The organism is Sphingobium limneticum, from assembly GCF_008710155.1.
GTDB classification, from domain to species: Bacteria; Pseudomonadota; Alphaproteobacteria; order Sphingomonadales; family Sphingomonadaceae; genus Sphingobium; species Sphingobium limneticum.
The window spans coordinates 142,632-160,254 of record NZ_VYPZ01000002.1 but is presented as its reverse complement, the minus strand read 5'-3'; the positions used below and the strand labels follow the sequence as shown (position 1 = coordinate 160,254).

21 protein-coding genes are annotated in these 17,623 nt (G+C 63.6%); 14 read left to right on the top strand and 7 right to left on the bottom strand.

All coding sequences use genetic code 11. The features are described 5' to 3' along the window. Window positions 1–85: 85 nt before the first annotated feature. Entirely contained in the window at window positions 86–526 is a 441-nt protein-coding gene (gene aroQ / locus F4U94_RS03205; protein WP_120249233.1) for a type II 3-dehydroquinate dehydratase, read from the bottom strand. Between the two features lie 110 nt (window positions 527–636). On the opposite strand from aroQ, the gene thiS reads away from it, so the two are divergent. The 13 genes from thiS to F4U94_RS03140 all read left to right on the top strand — a co-directional run bounded on the left by thiS (window position 637) and on the right by F4U94_RS03140 (window position 11,767). After that, on the top strand, window positions 637–1,638 hold the full coding sequence (gene thiS / locus F4U94_RS03200; protein WP_120249234.1) for a sulfur carrier protein ThiS: 1,002 nt from the start codon (window positions 637–639) through the stop codon (window positions 1,636–1,638). Window positions 1,639–2,174: 536 nt separating this feature from the next. After that, window positions 2,175–3,650, top strand: a complete 1,476-nt coding sequence (gene ffh, locus F4U94_RS03195; RefSeq protein ID WP_120249235.1) for a signal recognition particle protein — start codon at window positions 2,175–2,177, stop codon at window positions 3,648–3,650. Between the two features lie 117 nt (window positions 3,651–3,767). Then, window positions 3,768–4,217 (top strand): 30S ribosomal protein S16, encoded by a 450-nt coding sequence (gene rpsP, locus F4U94_RS03190; protein ID WP_120249236.1) that lies wholly within the window; start codon window positions 3,768–3,770, stop codon window positions 4,215–4,217. A gap of 5 nt (window positions 4,218–4,222) precedes the next feature. After that, entirely contained in the window at window positions 4,223–4,717 is a 495-nt protein-coding gene (gene rimM, locus F4U94_RS03185; protein WP_120249237.1) for a ribosome maturation factor RimM, read from the top strand. Between the two features lie 32 nt (window positions 4,718–4,749). Further along, window positions 4,750–5,022, top strand: coding sequence for an antitoxin (locus tag F4U94_RS03180; RefSeq protein ID WP_120249238.1), 273 nt, complete (start codon window positions 4,750–4,752; stop codon window positions 5,020–5,022). Further along, the gene (locus F4U94_RS03175; RefSeq protein ID WP_120249239.1) at window positions 5,019–5,417 is read left to right on the top strand and encodes a type II toxin-antitoxin system VapC family toxin; all 399 of its coding nucleotides are present in this window, start codon (window positions 5,019–5,021) and stop codon (window positions 5,415–5,417) included. The genes F4U94_RS03180 and F4U94_RS03175 overlap by 4 nt, the downstream gene beginning before the upstream one ends. A 29-nt stretch (window positions 5,418–5,446) precedes the next feature. Then, on the top strand, window positions 5,447–6,916 hold the full coding sequence (locus F4U94_RS03170; protein ID WP_428842945.1) for a serine hydrolase domain-containing protein: 1,470 nt from the start codon (window positions 5,447–5,449) through the stop codon (window positions 6,914–6,916). A gap of 59 nt (window positions 6,917–6,975) precedes the next feature. Then, window positions 6,976–7,248 (top strand): hypothetical protein, encoded by a 273-nt coding sequence (locus F4U94_RS03165; protein ID WP_120249241.1) that lies wholly within the window; start codon window positions 6,976–6,978, stop codon window positions 7,246–7,248. After that, entirely contained in the window at window positions 7,245–7,982 is a 738-nt protein-coding gene (gene trmD / locus F4U94_RS03160) for a tRNA (guanosine(37)-N1)-methyltransferase TrmD (protein WP_120251917.1), read from the top strand. Before F4U94_RS03165 ends, trmD begins: the two co-directional genes overlap by 4 nt. Window positions 7,983–7,988: 6 nt before the next feature. Continuing rightward, window positions 7,989–8,354 (top strand): 50S ribosomal protein L19, encoded by a 366-nt coding sequence (gene rplS / locus F4U94_RS03155; RefSeq protein ID WP_150411837.1) that lies wholly within the window; start codon window positions 7,989–7,991, stop codon window positions 8,352–8,354. A gap of 47 nt (window positions 8,355–8,401) precedes the next feature. Further along, window positions 8,402–8,683: a hypothetical protein gene (locus F4U94_RS24735; protein ID WP_120249242.1), complete on the top strand. Its 282-nt coding sequence runs from the start codon at window positions 8,402–8,404 to the stop codon at window positions 8,681–8,683. A 19-nt stretch (window positions 8,684–8,702) separates the two neighbouring features. Next, window positions 8,703–11,180, top strand: coding sequence for a TonB-dependent receptor plug domain-containing protein (locus F4U94_RS03145; protein WP_120249243.1), 2,478 nt, complete (start codon window positions 8,703–8,705; stop codon window positions 11,178–11,180). Window positions 11,181–11,245: 65 nt separating this feature from the next. Then, window positions 11,246–11,767: a GNAT family N-acetyltransferase gene (locus F4U94_RS03140; RefSeq protein WP_120249244.1), complete on the top strand. Its 522-nt coding sequence runs from the start codon at window positions 11,246–11,248 to the stop codon at window positions 11,765–11,767. 228 nt (window positions 11,768–11,995) lie between these two features. Here F4U94_RS03140 and F4U94_RS03135 read toward each other — a convergent pair whose 3' ends face one another. Further along, window positions 11,996–13,297 carry an MFS transporter gene (locus F4U94_RS03135; protein WP_120249245.1) on the bottom strand — a complete coding sequence of 434 codons (1,302 nt, stop codon included), beginning with the start codon at window positions 13,295–13,297 and terminating at the stop codon, window positions 11,996–11,998. An 88-nt stretch (window positions 13,298–13,385) separates the two neighbouring features. Beyond that, window positions 13,386–14,186, bottom strand: a complete 801-nt coding sequence (locus tag F4U94_RS03130) for a TrmH family RNA methyltransferase (RefSeq protein ID WP_120249246.1) — start codon at window positions 14,184–14,186, stop codon at window positions 13,386–13,388. A gap of 130 nt (window positions 14,187–14,316) precedes the next feature. On the opposite strand from F4U94_RS03130, the gene F4U94_RS03125 reads away from it, so the two are divergent. Continuing rightward, window positions 14,317–15,411 (top strand): AI-2E family transporter, encoded by a 1,095-nt coding sequence (locus F4U94_RS03125; protein WP_120251918.1) that lies wholly within the window; start codon window positions 14,317–14,319, stop codon window positions 15,409–15,411. 109 nt (window positions 15,412–15,520) lie between these two features. Here F4U94_RS03125 and F4U94_RS03120 read toward each other — a convergent pair whose 3' ends face one another. From F4U94_RS03120 to F4U94_RS03105, 4 genes are read right to left on the bottom strand one after another with little or no spacing between them, the layout of a single operon-like run. Further along, window positions 15,521–15,793, bottom strand: a complete 273-nt coding sequence (locus tag F4U94_RS03120) for an HPr family phosphocarrier protein (RefSeq protein WP_120249247.1) — start codon at window positions 15,791–15,793, stop codon at window positions 15,521–15,523. Further along, window positions 15,790–16,194: a PTS sugar transporter subunit IIA gene (locus F4U94_RS03115; RefSeq protein WP_056683923.1), complete on the bottom strand. Its 405-nt coding sequence runs from the start codon at window positions 16,192–16,194 to the stop codon at window positions 15,790–15,792. Before F4U94_RS03115 ends, F4U94_RS03120 begins: the two co-directional genes overlap by 4 nt. 28 nt (window positions 16,195–16,222) lie before the next feature. Next, window positions 16,223–17,149: an RNase adapter RapZ gene (gene rapZ / locus F4U94_RS03110; RefSeq protein WP_120249248.1), complete on the bottom strand. Its 927-nt coding sequence runs from the start codon at window positions 17,147–17,149 to the stop codon at window positions 16,223–16,225. Further along, on the bottom strand, window positions 17,146–17,586 hold the full coding sequence (locus F4U94_RS03105; RefSeq protein WP_120249249.1) for an HPr kinase/phosphorylase: 441 nt from the start codon (window positions 17,584–17,586) through the stop codon (window positions 17,146–17,148). Before F4U94_RS03105 ends, rapZ begins: the two co-directional genes overlap by 4 nt. Window positions 17,587–17,623: the final 37 nt, after the last annotated feature.

Sequence of the window (17,623 nt, the reverse complement as noted above, 5' to 3'; positions counted from 1 at the left end):
CCTGGCCGGTGAATATCGTTTCTGGTGCCCGCGCCTATGCGCATTTACGGCAAAGCGCAACTTTCGTGCGCCAAAACGTAAGGCGTTACAGTTCCAGCGCGGCTTCCAGCGCCAGCATGTAGGACATGGGGCCAAAGCCCGCGATGGTGCCCTTGGCCGCCATGCCGACATAGCTTTTATGGCGGAAAGGCTCGCGCTTGTGGGGGTTGGAGAGGTGGATTTCGATAACGGGCACGGTGATGCCCTTGATCGCGTCGTGCAGCGCGATCGACGTGTGGGTGTAGGCGCCGGGATTGATGATGACGGCATGGGCGCCTTCCGCATGGGCTTCCTGCAGCCAGTCGACCAGATAGCCTTCATGGTTCGACTGGCGGAAGACGATCTCCACATGGGCGCGGCCGGCGACATCCTCCATGCGTTCGGCAATGTCGTCCAGCGTGTCGTAGCCATAGATTTCCGGCTCGCGCGTGCCCAGCATGTTGAGGTTGGGGCCATTGAGAACGTAGATTTTGCGCGTGTCGGCCATGGCGAACCCTTCTGATGTTGCTTGGCGGGCAAGGCCGCCCCTATATGCGCACGATCCTTAGCCCTTCCCGTCTCGCCTAGTCGAGACTCCTTCTTGTCCGGGACAGCGCAGTGAGCATAGACGGCACCATTTCCATCCACATCAATGGCGAGCATCGCCGCATCCGCGACGGGCTGACGCTGGCGGACCTTGCGAGCGAACTGGGTTTCGTGCCGGAAAAGGTGGCGGTGGAGCGCAATCTGGAGGTCGTGCCGCGTTCGACCCTCGCGCAGGTCAAGGTCGAGGATGGCGACGAATTGGAGATCGTGCATTTCGTTGGTGGTGGCGACGTCGCCGCAGTCGATGACGATAGTTGGAGCGTGGCGGGCAAGACGTTTCGGTCGCGCCTGATCGTGGGCACCGGCAAATATAAGAGTTTCGAGCAGAATGCGGCGGCGGTGGCCGCTTCGGGCGCGGAGATCGTGACCGTGGCGGTGCGCCGGGTCAATGTGAGCGACCCCAAGGCGCCGATGCTGACCGACTTTATCGATCCGAAAAAGATCACCTATCTGCCCAATACGGCGGGCTGCTTCACAGGCGAGGATGCGATCCGCACTCTGCGGCTGGCGCGGGAAGCGGGCGGCTGGGATCTGGTGAAGCTGGAGGTGCTGGGCGAGGCGCGTACGCTCTATCCCGATATGGTGGAAACGCTGCGCGCGACCGAAGTGCTGGCCAAGGAAGGCTTCAAGCCGATGGTCTATTGCGTGGACGATCCGATCGCGGCGAAGCGGCTGGAGGATGTCGGCGCGGTGGCGATCATGCCGCTGGGCGCGCCGATCGGGTCGGGCCTGGGCATCCAGAACAAGGTGACGATCCGCCTGATCGTGGAGGGCACCAAGTTGCCGGTGCTGGTCGATGCGGGTGTGGGCACGGCGTCGGAAGCGACCGTGGCGATGGAGCTGGGCTGCGCCGGCGTGTTGATGAACACCGCGATCGCCGAGGCGAAAGACCCGATCCTGATGGCCGCCGCGATGAAGGCGGGCGTTGAGGCGGGCCGCATGGCCTATCGCGCCGGGCGCATGGGCAAGCGACTCTATGCCGATCCGTCGAGTCCGCTGGCCGGGCTGATCTGAGCCGGCGCGACGCGACAGTCGCGCGACAGGGCGAAGTTCACAGTGTCGTCGGCCTATTCGGGCCGGACGCGCTCGCGAGGCTTTCGCGAAGCGCCTGTGCCGCGTCACACGCGCGGCGGTTGGGTCACACGTGCGCGTCATTGGTGCGCCATCGGGGCGACGCGGACGCGCGCTAGAGGTGGCGTGTATTGAATGATCGCTCGACAGGCGCACTTTGGCGTTTGCGCGCGAGCGAGGATCTGGGGGCAGGTGGCCGGCGGCGGTTCCATTCCGCAGGTTAGATCGAAGGCCGGCCGGGTAGGAAAGCGGTTTGTGGTCGAGGCGATTGGCGGCTTTTCAAGGGTCGCTTGCGCTTTGATCGGCTTTCCCGTAAAGGCGCCTCTGCAATCGGTCGGTCCGCCGTCCGTACTCTGACGACTCCAGGGCGCCCGCATGGGGCATCGGATGGACGCTGGCCGGCGAGGTTTCGCCCGCCGGCGATTTTGTCGTTTGATGGGTAGGCACAGTTTTCCGGGCCTTTCGGCCCAAATGAGGTGATGATGTTCGATTCGCTAAGCGATCGTCTCAGTGGGGTATTCGACAAGCTGCGTGGGCGCGGTGCGCTTACGGAGGACGATGTCCGCGCCGCGATGCGCGAAGTGCGAATCGCGCTTCTGGAAGCCGACGTCGCGCTGCCCGTGGTGCGCCAGTTCGTCGATCAGGCCACCGAAAAGGCCGTCGGCAGCGACGTGCTGCGATCGGTCACGCCCGGCCAGATGGTCGTCAAGATCGTATCCGACACGCTGACCGAGACGCTGGGATCCGAAACCAGCGACCTGATGATCGATGTGGCGCCGCCTGCGGTCATCATGATGGTCGGCCTTCAGGGTTCGGGCAAGACGACCAGCACGGCGAAGATCGCCAAGCGGCTGAAGGAAAAAGAGCGCAAGAAGGTGCTGATGGCGTCGCTCGACGTCCAGCGTCCGGCCGCGCAGGAACAGCTGGCGGTGCTGGGTACGCAGACCGACGTCGCGACCCTGCCGATCGTTGCCGGGCAGCAGCCGGTCGATATCGCCAAGCGCGCGTTGCAGGCGGCGAAGCTTCAGGGCTTCGATGTGGTCATGCTCGATACCGCAGGGCGCCTGCACGTCGATCAGGCGCTGATGGACGAGATGAAGGCGGTGGCCGACGTCGCCAATCCGGCCGAAATCCTGCTGGTGGTCGATTCGCTGACCGGGCAGGACGCGGTGAATGTCGCGACCAGCTTCACCGCGCAAGTGCCGCTGACCGGCGTCGTGCTGACCCGTATGGACGGCGATGCGCGCGGTGGTGCGGCGCTGTCGATGCGGGCCGTGACCGGCCGTCCGATCAAGTTCGCCGGCACGGGCGAAAAGCTGGACGCGCTGGAGCCGTTCCATCCGGCTCGCGTGGCGCAGCGCATTCTGGGCATGGGCGACGTCGTGTCGCTGGTCGAACGCGCCGCCGAGACGATCGACGCGGAAGAAGCCGACAAGCTGGCCAAGAAGATGGCCAAGGGTCAGTTCGACATGAACGACCTGCGCAGCCAGCTGAACCAGATGCGTCGCATGGGTGGCCTTGGCGCGCTGGCGGGCATGCTGCCGGGCCTCAAGAAAGCGCAGGCGGCGATGGCCAATAGCGGCGCGAACGACAAGACGCTGATCCATCTGGACGCGATGATCGGTTCGATGACGCCCAAGGAGCGGGAAAAGCCCGCTTTGATCAACGCCAAGCGCAAGATCCGTATCGCCAAGGGCGCCGGCCGCACCGTGCAGGACGTCAACCGTCTCCTGAAAATGCATCAGGAAATGGAAGGCGCGATGAAGAAGATCCGCAAGATGGGCGGCCTCAAAGGACTGGCCAAGATGTTCACCGGCGGCGGCATGGGAGGCCTTGGTGGCCCCGATGGCGGCGCGGGTGGACCGCCCGACCTATCGGGTCTGGGTGGCCTGGGCGGATTGGGTGGCAATATGCCGAAGCTGCCGCCCGGCTTTCAGAATTTCATGAAGAAGTGAAGTAACCGTCATCCCAGCGAAAGCTGGGGCCTCACTGCCCCTGAAAGGCAAGAGAGGCGCCAGCTATCGCTGGGATGGCAATCCTAAAGAGCAGTTGAGTTAGAAAGGTTTAGTTCCATGGCAACCTCCATCCGTCTGTCGCGCGGCGGCTCCAAGAAGCGCCCTTATTACCGCATCGTCGTGGCCGACAGCCGCGCACCGCGTGACGGCAAGTTCATCGAGCGCATCGGCAGCTACAACCCCGTTCTGCCAAAGGGCGACGAAAAGCGCGTCGTTCTGGACATCGATCGTGCCAAGCACTGGGTCGAAGCCGGCGCGCAGCCGACCGACCGCGTCGCCCGCTTCCTGGACGCCGCTGGCGTGAAGGAGCGCAAGGTGCGCAACAACCCGAACAAGGCCGAGCCGGGTCAGAAGGCCAAGGATCGCGCCGAAGATCGTGCTGCCAAGGCTGCCGAAGCCGCTGAAGCTGCCGAAACCGCCAAGGCTGCTGCCGCTGAAGCCGCTGCTGCTCCGGCCGCCGAAGAAGCACCGGCTGAAGAAGCTGCTGCCGAACAGGCTGAAGGCTGAGCATAATGACAGACAAGCCCGTCACTCTGGCCGCGATCATCGGTGCGCATGGGGTGGCGGGCGATGTCCGTCTGAAGCTCTTTGGCGAAGGGGCGGAAAGCCTCAAAAGCTACAAGAGCTTCGATGTGGCGGGGCGCACGCTGACGTTGAAGTCGGTGCGCCCCGGCCCCAATGGCGCGGTGGCCCGCTTTGCCGAAATCGGCGATCGCGGCGCGGCCGAAGCACTGCGCGGTACGGCATTGACCGTGCCCCGTTCCGCCCTCCCGCCGCTGGCCGAGGGCGAATATTATCATGCCGACCTGATCGGCCTGCCCTGTACCGCCAGTACCGGCGAAGAACTGGGCACGATCATCGCGGTCGAGAATTTCGGCGCGGGCGACATCATCGAGGTGGAGCGTCCGGCGGTCGAGGGCCAGAAGGCCAAGCGTTTCATGGCGCCGATGCATGCGGTGACCGTGGGCGACGACAGCGCCGTAATTGACGCAGCCTTCACGGAATAGTATATACTCTTCGTATATACGGAGGGTCCGTCATGGGCGAAGAGTATAAGGCCAAGATTTTCAAATCGGGCAACAGCTTGGCGTTGCGCCTGCCCAAGGCTCTGGGCCTCGCCGATGGCGAGGAAGTCGTGGTCATCCCCCATAACGATGGCAGCTTCTCCTTCTGGAAGCAGGATCAGTCACAAGAGATATTGCTGGGCCTGTATGGCAGCATGTCGGCGGGCTTCATGAGCGATGGGCGCGGTGACGTCGATCAGGCGGATCGTGACTGGGGTGATGATGGCGGCGCGACGGCGGTTGCGTGACTGAACTTTCCCATCTGCTCGACACCAATGTCTGCATTGATTTTCTGTTGGGACGTAGTGCGCCTTTGGCCCAGCGCATGGCAGCCAGCCTAGGCGCATTGGCCGTATCTGCGGTGACGGCAGCGGAATTGCGGGTGGGTAGCCACATGTCGGCCGATCCGGACGGCGATATGCGGCGGATTGATACGTTCCTGTCTCTGATGCAGGTTGTGGCCTTCGACGATGCGGCGTCGCATATCTATGCGAACGTGGTACGACAGGTTGGGGTGCGTCGGCGTGGCTTCGATCGGTTGATCGGAACGCAGGCGCTGGCTCTGGGTCTGATACTGGTCACGCGCAATGATCGAGACTTCGCCGATATTCCTGGCCTGAAAGTGGAGGATTGGACGCAGTGACGGGGCGCTTCTTCTCATGGTTGCTGTGCTTGGCCCTAGTGCCGGCGACGGCGCAGGCAGCCGATGAGAGGAAGATCGAGGCGGCTCTGCCGGCCATCGACAAGCTGTTCGCCGATTTTCAGGTGGATAGCCATGCGCCCGGCCTGGTCTATGGCATCGTTGCCAATGGGCGTCTGGTCCATGTGAAGGGGCTGGGCGTGCAGGATCTGGTGCAGAAACGCCCGGTGACGCCCGACAGCCTGTTCCGCATCGCGTCGATGACCAAGGCGTTCACGGCACTGTCGATCCTGAAGCTGCGCGAGCAGGGCCAATTGTCGCTCGACGATCTGGCGGAAACCCATGTGCCCGAAATGCGCGGCTGGACCTATCCGACCAAGGACAGCCCGCATATCCGCATTCGCGACCTGCTGACCCATAGTGCGGGGCTGGTCGACGACAATCCCTGGGGCGATCGGCAGACACCGCTGCCGGAGGCGGATTTCACGCGCATGGTGCAGCAGGGGGTGCCGTTCAGCAGCGCGCCGGGCAGCCACTATGAATATAGCAATTTCGGCTTCGCGCTGCTGGGGCGGATCGTCGCCAACGTCTCTGGTCTGCCCTATCGCCGCTATGTCGAGCGAACGCTACTGACGCCGCTGGGCATGACGTCGAGCGGCTATGAGATCAGCGAATGGCCGGTCGAGCGGCGGGCGATCGGCTATCGCTGGGAAGATGGTCGGTGGAAGGCGGAACCGGCGATGCGCGATGGCGCGTTCGGCGCGATGGGCGGGTTGCAGACGAGTGCGAACGACTATGCCCGCTGGATCGCTTTCCTGCTGTCCGCCTGGCCGGCGCGGGATAACGCTGACGATGGGCCTGTGTCGCGCGCCTCGGTCAGGATGCTGGCGGAGGGGAGCAATTTCGTCACCATCGCCCAGCGCAATGGCGCGAGCGGGCCGTCAGCCTGCCGTCAGGCGGCGGCCTATGGCTTTGGCATGCGGATCGCGCAGGATTGCGACCTGGGCCTGACGCTGGCGCATGGCGGCGGTTATCCGGGCTATGGCAGTCATGTCATGCTGATGCCCGACCATGATGTGGGGATCTTCGTCTTCACCAACCGCACCTATAATGGCGGCGCGGGTCCGGCCTGGGACGCCGCGATGGCGTTGCAGAAGGCCGGTGCGCTGGTCGAACGGGTGCTGGCGGTGTCGCCGTTGCTGGCGGAGGGCTATGCGACGGCGGGGCGCATCTATGCCGCGGGTGACGTGGGCGTGGCGCGGGACCGGTTGGCGATGAATTTCCTGATGGACAGCGAGTTGGACAGCTGGCGGCGGAAACTGGCGGGACTGAAAGCGGAGGTCGGGGCCTGCCAGAGCGATGCGCCGATCAAGGCGAGCGGTGGCCTGTCCGGCAGTTTCACATGGGTTTGCGAGAAGGGGCGGGTGAGCGGATCGATCCTGCTGGCGCCGACGCGCGAGGCGCAGATTCAGGAATTGAAGCTGGCGGTGAAGCTGCCCTGACGCGGGCCGGGGTTGAGGCGCAACTGGACGGGGCAGCGCGCATCGCCTAAGCGCGGGCCATGGCGCAAATCCTTACCGCAATCTACCTGTTCGCAATGCTGGCCGCAGGTTGGCGCCTGTTCGGCGTCGACTGGTCGCGCGGGGCGAAGCTGTCCACTGCCGTGACGCTGATCTGCCCGATCCCGCTGCTGTTGCTGGTTCCGGCATTGCTGCACCCTGGCCGGCCCTTTGGCGACCTGATGCGGGCGAGCGGGCTGACCTTGCTGCTGTGCGGGGCGCTGTGCATGGCGGGTGGCGTGTCGGCCGCCTGGGTCAGGACGCGACGCGCATGAGCTTTGCCGCGCAGATATTGACCCTTTACCCCGACATGTTTCCGGGGCCGTTGGGGGCTTCGCTTGCGGGCAGGGCGCTGGCCGACGGCAAATGGTCGTGCAACCCCATCCATATCCGCGATTTCGCCGCCGATCGGCACCGTACCGTGGACGATACGCCGGCAGGCGGCGGGGCGGGCATGGTACTGCGCGCGGATATATTGGCGCAGGCGGTCGATCATGCGCTGGACAAGCGGCCCGACCTGCCGGTGCTGGCCATGACGCCGCGCGGCACGCCGATCACGCAGGCGCGGGTGCGGGCATTGGCGCAGGGGCCGGGCGTGACGATCCTGTGCGGCCGGTTCGAGGGGTTTGACGAGCGGATTTTCGACGCGCGCCCGATCGAGCAGGTCAGCATGGGCGACATCATATTGTCCGGCGGGGAAATGGCTGCTTTGCTGCTGCTGGATGCTTGTGTTCGGCTGCTTCCCGGTGTAATGGGCGCGGCTTCCAGCGGAGTCGAGGAGTCCTTTGAAACGGGGCTGCTCGAATATCCGCATTATACCCGCCCGGTGGAATGGGAGGGTCGCGCGATCCCGCAAGTGTTGCGATCGGGGGATCATGCGAAGATCGCCGCCTGGCGGAAACACCAGGCGGAGGCAGATACACGGCTAAGGCGGCCGGACCTTTGGGAACGTCACATCGGCGTTCGGGACCGTTCGCCCTCTGGTGCGCAGCAAAAGACCAAGGACTGACGTTACATGAACATCATCCAGCAGATCGAGGCGGAAAACATCGCCGCTCTCGCCAAGGATATCCCCGAATTCCGTCCCGGTGACACCCTGCGCGTCGGCGTGAAGGTCATCGAAGGCGAGCGTAGCCGCGTTCAGAACTATGAAGGCGTGTGCATCGCCCGTTCGAACAAGGGCATGGGTTCCAACTTCACCGTGCGCAAGATTTCGTTCGGCGAAGGCGTGGAGCGCGTATTCCCGCTCTATTCGCCCAACCTCGATTCGATCACCGTCGTCCGTCGTGGCGTCGTGCGTCGCGCGAAGCTCTACTATCTGCGCGGCCGCACCGGCAAGCGCGCCCGTATTGCCGAGCGTCGCGACAACCGCGAAGGTTAATGGCACGGCTGTCGAGCGTTTAAAAACGCTTCTTGACAGTTGTAAAAATGAAACAGGCGGTGACCCCCGGGGTCGCCGCCTTTTTCTTTATGTTACAGATATTTGAATTGCTCAACGGTCACCCGGTAATAGGTGCCTGCGCGAGGATTTTGCAGTGCGGCATAAATAGCATTTCGCCTGATGGCGGATTTATGTCAGCCTTCCGTTTCCAGACATTGCTGAGTGTTTCCATTCAGGATCCCTATGGGTTCGAGGATGAAGACGTTCATGCCAAATACAGAGGTATATTGAAGATAATAAAAAATATCAGGGAGAGGCCTCTTCGATAATATATTAGGGGGCTGTTTCATGAACTATAGAGGTCTGGTTTCTCGCGCGGCGATTGCCATCGCGATAAGTTTTTCTTCTGCTGTATTTGCCCAGGATAGCGCGCCGCAGGCTGCTGCGGTTGATGAGGGCGCTGCCATCATCGTGACCGGCACACGCGCCACCGGCGTAACCGCCGCCGAAAGTGCCGCACCGATCAAGGTGCTGGACGCCGCCAGCCTTGAGAAGGTCGGGCAGCCCAACCTCAATCAGATCCTGACCCAACTGGTCCCCTCCTTCACTGCCGAGGCCTTTGGCGGCGACACCGCCAACCTGACCCTGTCGGCCCGCCTGCGCGGCCTCAGCCCCAACCATGCGCTGGTTCTGGTCAACGGCAAGCGTCGCCATGGCACGTCCAACCTGCATGTGCTGAGCGGTCCCTATCAGGGTGGCGCCGCGCCCGACCTCGACATGATCCCGCCCGGCGCGATCGGCCGGATCGAGGTGCTGGAGGACGGCGCTGCCGCCCAATATGGGTCGGACGCGATCGCCGGCGTCATCAACATCATTCTGAAGGACGACAAGGACAGTATTTCGGGCAGCTTTACCGGTGGCCAATATTATGAAGGCGATGGCACCACTTTTTCGGGCAGCATTACCTTCGCGCCGAAGATCGATGACGACACCTATCTGAACTTCACCATGTTCCACCGCTATCACGGCTTTTCGCAGCGGGGCGGCGTGGATTCGCGCATCTATAACGAAGACGGATCGATCCGGAGCGATGTGAGCGCGGCGCATGCGGCGATGGTGGCCGTGGGCCTGCCCAACGCCCCTTATACCAACCGCATCGTCGGCGATTCCCGCTCCACGCTCAGCACCATCATGTATAATGCCGGCCATGATTTCGGCGGTGTCGAGCTTTATGCCTTCGGCAGCTATGGCCGGCGTGAAGCCAGCGCTTACGAAAATTATCGGCAGCCCTGGCGCGTGTCGCGATCCCCGGTTCTGGGCGTCGCCGGGGAGCAGATTCTGTATAGCGCGACCGGCTTCAACCCGCGTGAGGCGATTAAGGAGGATGATTTCTCCAATACCGGCGGGATCAAGGGGGAAGCCGGCGGTTTCCGCTGGGATATCAGCACCACTTATGGCCAGGATTATGCCAAGCTGTTCACGCTGGATTCGGCCAATCGCACGCTGTTCATCAACACCGGAAAAACGCCGGGCAATTTCTATGACGGCTTCCTGAAGGCGTCGGAATGGACCACCAATATCGACATCGCCAAGGAGATAGAGGTGGGGCTGGCCGCGCCGGTCAACGTCGCATTCGGCGGGGAATATCGCGAAAATCTGTTCCAGATCGGCAAGGGCGACTTTGCGTCGACCTATTTCGAGGGCGGGCAATCCTATCCGGGTTTCCTGGCGACGGACGCGGGCAAGCATAAGCGCGATAACAAGGCGGCCTATCTGGACGTCGCGCTCAGCCCGGTCGATATCTGGAAGATCGACGGCGCGGTGCGGTTCGAGGATTATAGCGATTTCGGCACCAAATGGACGTGGAAGGTGACCAGCCGCGTCGACTTCACCGATCAGGTGGCGCTGCGCGGTACGGTGAGCACCGGTTTCCGGGCGCCGTCGCTGCTCGAATCCTATTATAGCTCGACCAATGTGGGGCCGACATCGGCCTATGTGCAATTGCCGCCGAACAGTGCCGCCGCCAAGCTGCTGGGCTATGACGACCTGAAGCCGGAAACATCGACCAACTACAGCCTGGGCCTGGTGCTGCGGCCCATTCCCAAGCTGAACATCACGCTCGACGCCTATCAGGTGAAGATGAAGAACCGCATCGTCGGGACGGGATCGATCGTCGGCCTGACCGGTGGCGTCGTCACCAACCAGGCGGTGCTGGATGCGATCGCGGCGCATGGCAATGTGCTGGATCCCTATGTGCTGGAAGTGGGTGATGCGGGCATCAACCTGTTCACCAACGGCGCGGACACCCGCACCCGCGGCGTCGACCTGACCGCCAGCTATCCGACCCCGGTGGGCGAGGGATCGATCCTGTGGACGCTGTCGGCCAATTACAACACGACCAAGATCACCAGGCTGCGCCTGCCCGAAGATCTGTACGCGGCGGATGCGCGCAGCGTGCTGGAAAAGGCATCGCCCAAATATAAGGTGATTGCGGGCGGCCTGTTCACGCTGGGTGGCCTGAGCGTGACGCTGCGGGAAACCTTCTATGGCAAGTCGTCGCAGGTCGTCATCTACAACGGTACGACCCCGACGGTGCGGGCCGGGGCAGCGGCGATCACCGACCTGGAAGTCAGCTATGAACTGACCAAGGGGCTGACGCTGAGTGCCGGCGCGAACAACCTGTTCGACAAGAAGGCATCGACCGTGCCCAATGGTCCGGACGGCCTGCCGATCGATGGCGGCGCGGTGCTGGATGCGCCCGTCACCTTCACGCCGTACGGCATCAACGGCGGTTACTGGTACGGCAAGGTCGGCTTCAAATTCTGATTTGATATCGACGCGTGAAGGCCGGTCCCTTGCATGGGGCCGGCCTTTGCTGTTTCAGACAGTCCATGACACGACTGACCCACCGACTGGCGACCATCGCCGACGAAGCTGCCCTGCCCGCCCTGATGACGCGGGCGATCGAGCAATTGCAGGGGAGCTGGCTGACGCCCGAGCAGGTGGCGGCCAGCCATGGCTTCATGGGGCTGGACAGCCGGCTGATTGCCGATGGCACCTATTTCGTGATCGAGGACGGGGCCGACATTGCCGGCTGTGGCGGATGGAGCTGGCGGGCGACGCCCTATGGCGGCAATCATAGCGCAGGGCGCGACGACCGGCCGCTCGATCCTGCGACCGAGGCGGCGAAGGTGCGGGCGATGTACACCCACCCCGATCATGTGCGCAAAGGTGTGGGGACGTTGATCTTGACGCTGTGCGAGGCGGCGGCCAGGGCGGAGGGGTTCGGCGCGCTGGAACTGTCCGGCACGATGGCCGGGGTGCCGCTCTATCGCAGCTTCGGGTTCGAGGGCGTACGCGAATTCGAGGATAGCGGCGTGCCGATGCTGCTGATGCGCAAGGTCATAGCTTAGAGCATGATATCATGCGGCTGATTTAAAAGGCGTGTTCCCCGGCGCAGGCCGGGGTCCAGTCCACGCTTTGAACTGGACCCCGGCCTGCGCCGGGGAACATTTCCTATGCGTCAGCCTGATCGCGTCTTGGTATAAGCTATTAGGCGCGGCAGGCTCTCATTTTCCGCGGCTCCGCGTGAATCAAAAAGGGTTCACGCGGAGCCGCAGAGACGCCGAGAAGAAAGGGGTTCAGGCGTTGCGGCTGGTGAACCAGAGGCCGGCGAGGCTGATGAGCGCCGCTGCCGACATATAGAGGCCGACAAGGCCCACGCCCTGCATGCCGATGAGCCAGGTGGCGACGATCGGGGCCAGCGCGCCGCCGATGATACCGCCGAGGTTAAAGGCGAAGGACGCGCCGGTATAGCGCAGCTGGATGGGGAAGAGGGCGGGGAGATAGGCGCCCAGCGGCCCGTAGATGAAGCCCATGACGAACAGCGCAAGGCTGAGCGCCACGAAGATCGGCAGCAGCGCGCCGGTGCCGATCAGCGGGCCGAAGACCAGGCCCATCGCCACCGTGCCGACGCAGCCCCAGGCGAGCGCGGTGGTCGGCGTGGTGCGGTCCGACCACCAGCCGGCTAGGACGATGCTGACCGCCATGAACAGGATCGCGCCCAGCTGAATGGCGAGGAAGATTTCCCGGTCGATCTTGAGCGCGGTGGTGCCGTAGCCGAGTGCAAAGGCGGTCGCGATATAATAGACCGCGAAGCAGGCGGCGCAGGCGAAGGTGCCGGCGATCGCGGCGCCCAGATGCGAGGAAAGCAGGGTGGCCAGCGGTACGGCGGGCGGCGGCGTTTCCTTCTGCGCAGCGGCGAACTCGGGCGTTTCGGTGAGTTTGAGGCGGACCCACAGGCCCAGGATCACCAGCACGGAACTGCCGATGAAGGGCAGGCGCCAGCCCCAGGCGAAGAAGTCTTCGTCGGACAGGAAAGCGCCCAAGAGCAGGAACAGCCCGTTGGCGGCGATGAAGCCGACCGGGGCGCCAAGCTGCGGGAACATGCCGAAGCGTGCGCGCCAGCCGGGCGGGGCATTCTCCACCGCCAGCAGCGCCGCGCCGCCCCATTCGCCGCCCAGGCCGAAGCCTTGGCCGAAGCGCAGCAGGCACAGGATCAGCGGCGCCCAATAGCCGATCATCTGATAAGTGGGCAGGAAACCGATGAGCAGCGTGCAGCCGCCCATCAGCATCAGCGAGGCGACCAAAGTCGCCTTGCGGCCGATGCGGTCGCCATAATGGCCGAACACGGCCGCGCCGACCGGCCGAGCGAAGAAGGCGAGGGCGAGGCTGCCATAGGACGCCATCAACTGCGCGGAGGGGGAAGAGGCGGGGAAGAAGAGCGAAGGGAAGATCAGGCTGGCGGCGGTGGCGTAGATGTAGAAGTCGTAAAATTCGACCGCCGTGCCGATCAGGCTGGCCGCGAGCACCCGCTTGTGCCGCCACATCTCTCCCATGCCGCTCGTCTGTGTCACGTCTTTTCGCCCCCGTCTTTCCCGCATTCTGTTCCGCCGATCGGTTCCCCGGCAAAGGCCGGGGTCCGGATCGAAGCGTGGAACTGGACCCCGGCCTTCGCCGGGGAACGCTATGTTATCCGCGCTGCCGTTTCTGGTTCAGCAATTCATAGGCCATCACCGCCGTCGCCACGGCTGCGTTCAGACTGTCGGCCCTGCCCAGCATCGGCATCTTTACCAGCTGGCCGCATTCGGCCTCGTAGGATTCGGGCAGGCCCTGCGCTTCGTTGCCGACCAGCAGGAAGCTGGGGCTGGCGTAGCGGGGTTCCTGATAATCTTGTGTGGCTTTCAGGCTGGTGCCGATCAGTTCGCCGGGGCCTTCGCGCAGCCAGTGCATGAATTCGCCCCAGCGCGCCTGGGTGATGGATTGGGTGAAGAGCGCGCCCATGGAGGCGCGGACCGATTCGACCGAAAAGGGGTCGACGCAATCGTCGATCAGGATGAGGCCGCCCGCGCCCACGGCGTCGCCGGTGCGCAATATCGTGCCCAAGTTGCCGGGATCGCGCAGCGATTGGGCGACGATCCAGATGTCGGCCGTGCTGCGATCCAGTTTGTTGAGTGGGGTCAGCCGGTCGCGATAGACGCCGACCACCGCCTGGGCATTATCCTTGCCGCTGATCTTGGACAGGATGTCGGGCGTCGTTTCGATGACGTCGCCGCCCGCATCCTCGATCGCGTCGATCAGTTCCAGCGCCAGCGGATGCGTCGATCCGGCGTGGAACAGCATTTCGGGCAGTACGCCTTCCTCGCGCGCTTCGGTGAGGATGCGTAAGCCTTCGGCCAGGAAAAGCCCCTCCGCCTTGCGATGCTTCTTTTCCCGCAAGGATCGGACGCGCTTCACCAGCGGGTTTGAAAATCCGGTGATTTCGCGTGCCACGATCGTTACTGGTCCCAAAAGAGCGGAGGAAGCGGCCTCCTTACCCATGGAAAGGTGAAAAGGACAGGGGGCAGGTTATGATGATCGTTCCGCAATGGATTTGGGGCGCGAATTTTGCGAAGGGACGGACATGGATGCCAAAACGCCCCCGCCGCTGAACGTCACGCCGAAAATCGAGGATGGCTTCTTCCTTGGCGTCGTGCTGACCGTGTCGATCGCCTTTGCGATGGTGATCGAGCCGTTCTTTGCCGCCGTGCTGTGGGGCGTGATTGCCGCAATCGTGTTCGCGCCGCTCAACCGGCAGATATTGTCGGCCATCCCTAAACATCCCAATGGCGCGGCGCTGATCACATTGCTGCTGATCCTGGGCGTGGTGATCGTCCCGGCCTTCGTGCTGGGCGCGGCCTTGTTGCAGGAAGCAGCCTATTTCTATGGCAAGATCCAGTCGGGCGAGATCAATTTCGTGCGGATATTTTCCGATACGATCGCGGCGCTGCCGGACTGGCTGCGGCCCTATGTCCGGCGGCTGGGCCTCACCAATTTCTACGCCGCGCAGGAAATGGTGACGAAGGGCGTGACCAGCAGTTTCCGTACGCTGGCGGCGCAGGCATTCCAGATCGGGCAGAGCGCGTTCAGCTTCCTCGTCGCGCTGGGCGTGATGTTGTACCTGACCTATTTCCTGCTGCGCGATGGTGAGGCCTTGTCGCAGCGGATCGCCACCGCTGCGCCGTTGCGGCCCAGTCAGCGGACGGCGCTGATCGAGCAGTTCGTCATCGTCATCCGCGCCACGATCAAGGGCAGCATCGTCGTCGCCATCGTGCAGGGGCTGATCGGCGGCATCGTCTTCTGGGCGCTGGGGATACAGGGGGCGTTGCTGTGGGGGGTGCTGATGGGGGCCTTCTCGCTGTTGCCGGCGGTGGGGACGGGCCTGATCTGGGTGCCGGTCGCCATCTATCTGTTCGCGACCGGGGCGATCGTGAAGGCGGTGATATTGGTCGTGTGCGGCGTGCTGGTGATCGGCATGGTGGACAATGTGCTGCGCCCGATCCTGGTGGGGCGCGACACGCGTATTCCCGATTATGTGGTGCTGATTTCGACGCTGGGCGGGCTGGAGCTGTTCGGCTTCAGCGGGATCGTGATCGGGCCGGTGATTGCGGCGCTGTTCATCGCGACATGGAATATCTTCACGCGGATGCGCGGCGCGGATGCAGTGGTTGAGGGGTAGAAGGCGGGTCCATTTTCGTGAGGTGGCATCCCCCTCACCCAGCTGCGACTAGGCAGCAAGCTGCCAAGTCTGCGCAGCCCTCTCCCCCGAGGGGAGAGGGGTATTTATCTCACTCTTCGCCGAATTTATCTTCGACCAGGCCGACCAGCTTGCCCAGGGAATCGACGGCTTCGGGGCCGGTGGCCTTGATGATGATGCTGTCGCCCATGGCGGCGCCCAGCATCATCAGGCCCATGATCGACGTGCCGGTGACATGGTTGCCGTCCTTGCTGACGACGATGTCTGCCGGCAGGCCGCTGGCCAGGGTCACGAATTTGGCGCTGGCGCGGGCGTGGAGGCCGCGCTTGTTGCTGATACGGACTTCCTGGCTGATTTCATTCATGTGGTGCTGCCCAACAGTTCCGACGCTACGCTGATATATTTCTGCCCCGCTTCGCGCGCGGCGGCAACCGCGGCGCGCACGTCCATGACCTTGCGTGCGCTTTCCAGGCGGATGAGCATGGGCAGGTTGATGCCGGCGATCACCTCAATCTCGCCCGCCTTGAGTAGGGAGATGGCCAGGTTGGAGGGCGTGCCGCCGAACAGGTCGGTCAGCAGGATCACCCCCGATCCGCTGTTCACGCGAGCGACGGCCGTCGCGATGTCCGCGCGGCGCAATTCCATGTCGTCTTCCGGCCCGATGCAGATCGTTTCGATCTGCTGTTGAGGCCCGACCACATGTTCCATGGCCACGACGAATTCGGTCGCCAGCGACCCATGGGTGACGAGTACGAGTCCGATCATGTGCTTTCGCGGCCCACCTTTGTCATGATTATGCTTTCGGGCCTCCCGGACGACGCTTCTCCAGACCATCCTGGGGCGTCGATTCAATATTGCGGTGCAAGATGGTGGGCGAAAAGCCGGCCTCTTGCAAGTATTTCGCGACACGTTCCGCCACATGGACGGAGCGGTGCTTGCCCCCCGTACAGCCGAACGCGACGGTGATATAGGCTTTTCCGCCCTCCGAATAGCGCGGCAGCAGGGTGGTCAGCAGATCCTCGATCTTGCCCACCGCTTCGTCATAGGCAGGGTCCGCAGCGATATAGGCGGCGACTTGCGCGTCCAGACCGGTTTTCGGCCGCAGGTCCGCGTCCCAGTGCGGATTGCGCAGAAAGCGCATGTCGAACATCAGGTCGGCATTGCGTGGCACGCCGCGCGAAAAGCCGAAGGACAATATGGTCAGCACCGGGTCCGACAGCCGCTCGCGCGAGAAGCGGTTGCGGATTTCCTGTTGCAGCGAGTTGCTGGTGAAGCCGGTGGTGTCGATCACCTGCGTCGCCCAGCGGCGCAGCGGTTCGGTCAGTTCGCGTTCGCGGGCGATGCCGTCGGCGGCCGGGCGGTCGAGCGCGAGGGGGTGGCGGCGGCGCGTCTCGGCAAAGCGGCGCTCCAGTTCGGTGCCGGAGCAGTCGAGGAACAGGGTTTCGATGTCGTGGCCATGGCGTTCGCGCATCGCTTTGATCCGCTGGACGATGGCATTGGCGTCGAAATCGCGGGTGCGCGCATCGATGCCCAGCGCCAGCGGCCGTTCGTCCGCGCCGGCATGACCGGCGGGCAGGGGGGTGTCGAGCAGCCGGTCGAGCAGGACGAGGGGGAGGTTGTCGACCACTTCCCAGCCCATATCCTCCAGCGTCTTGAGTGCCGTGGTCTTGCCGGCGCCAGAAAGGCCCGACAGGAGGAGGATCGTCTTGGGCTGGGTCATGCTGCGTCCAGTCCCAAAGTGCGTAGTGCCAGTTCGACCTTGATCGGGGCGGAGGCTTCGAACGGGGAAATTTTCACTACGGGCACGGCGATGCCGGCGACGGTGCGATGGACCGGCTCCAGTGGCATGCGATCGACCGTATCGAACAGGTCGGCGATCAGGGCGACCGGCGCGTCGGACAAGGCGGCCATGGCGACGATACCGATGCCGCGCACCTCCATCTTGCCCCGGATCGTGTCCGGCGCGGTGGCGACCAGCCGGCCGTCGATACGCTTGACCAGAGTGTAATCGTCACTGACCAGGGCGGCGCCACGGTCGATCAGGCGCAGGGCAAGGTCGGACTTGCCGCTGCCGCTTGGCCCGCGCAGCATGACGACGCGGCCATCAATGGCCACGCTCGTTGCATGCAGCGTCTCTGATGAAAGTGCGCGTGCCATAACCCCTTGGCGATCCTTCTAACCTGAGTTGCAGGGG

Excerpts from the sequence above, each read along its gene's own strand:
- aroQ (WP_120249233.1), bottom strand. The coding sequence starts at position 526 with ATGGCCGACACGCGCAAAATCTACGTTCTCAATGGCCCCAACCTCAAC.
- ffh (WP_120249235.1), top strand. The coding sequence starts at position 2,175 with ATGATGTTCGATTCGCTAAGCGATCGTCTCAGTGGGGTATTCGACAAG.
- rpsP (WP_120249236.1), top strand. The coding sequence starts at position 3,768 with ATGGCAACCTCCATCCGTCTGTCGCGCGGCGGCTCCAAGAAGCGCCCT.
- rimM (WP_120249237.1), top strand. The coding sequence starts at position 4,223 with ATGACAGACAAGCCCGTCACTCTGGCCGCGATCATCGGTGCGCATGGG.
- F4U94_RS03180 (WP_120249238.1), top strand. The coding sequence starts at position 4,750 with ATGGGCGAAGAGTATAAGGCCAAGATTTTCAAATCGGGCAACAGCTTG.
- F4U94_RS03165 (WP_120249241.1), top strand. The coding sequence starts at position 6,976 with ATGGCGCAAATCCTTACCGCAATCTACCTGTTCGCAATGCTGGCCGCA.
- trmD (WP_120251917.1), top strand. The coding sequence starts at position 7,245 with ATGAGCTTTGCCGCGCAGATATTGACCCTTTACCCCGACATGTTTCCG.
- rplS (WP_150411837.1), top strand. The coding sequence starts at position 7,989 with ATGAACATCATCCAGCAGATCGAGGCGGAAAACATCGCCGCTCTCGCC.
- F4U94_RS24735 (WP_120249242.1), top strand. The coding sequence starts at position 8,402 with ATGAAACAGGCGGTGACCCCCGGGGTCGCCGCCTTTTTCTTTATGTTA.
- F4U94_RS03145 (WP_120249243.1), top strand. The coding sequence starts at position 8,703 with ATGAACTATAGAGGTCTGGTTTCTCGCGCGGCGATTGCCATCGCGATA.
- F4U94_RS03140 (WP_120249244.1), top strand. The coding sequence starts at position 11,246 with ATGACACGACTGACCCACCGACTGGCGACCATCGCCGACGAAGCTGCC.
- F4U94_RS03135 (WP_120249245.1), bottom strand. The coding sequence starts at position 13,297 with ATGCGGGAAAGACGGGGGCGAAAAGACGTGACACAGACGAGCGGCATG.
- F4U94_RS03125 (WP_120251918.1), top strand. The coding sequence starts at position 14,317 with ATGGATGCCAAAACGCCCCCGCCGCTGAACGTCACGCCGAAAATCGAG.
- F4U94_RS03120 (WP_120249247.1), bottom strand. The coding sequence starts at position 15,793 with ATGAATGAAATCAGCCAGGAAGTCCGTATCAGCAACAAGCGCGGCCTC.
- F4U94_RS03115 (WP_056683923.1), bottom strand. The coding sequence starts at position 16,194 with ATGATCGGACTCGTACTCGTCACCCATGGGTCGCTGGCGACCGAATTC.
- rapZ (WP_120249248.1), bottom strand. The coding sequence starts at position 17,149 with ATGACCCAGCCCAAGACGATCCTCCTCCTGTCGGGCCTTTCTGGCGCC.
- F4U94_RS03105 (WP_120249249.1), bottom strand. The coding sequence starts at position 17,586 with ATGGCACGCGCACTTTCATCAGAGACGCTGCATGCAACGAGCGTGGCC.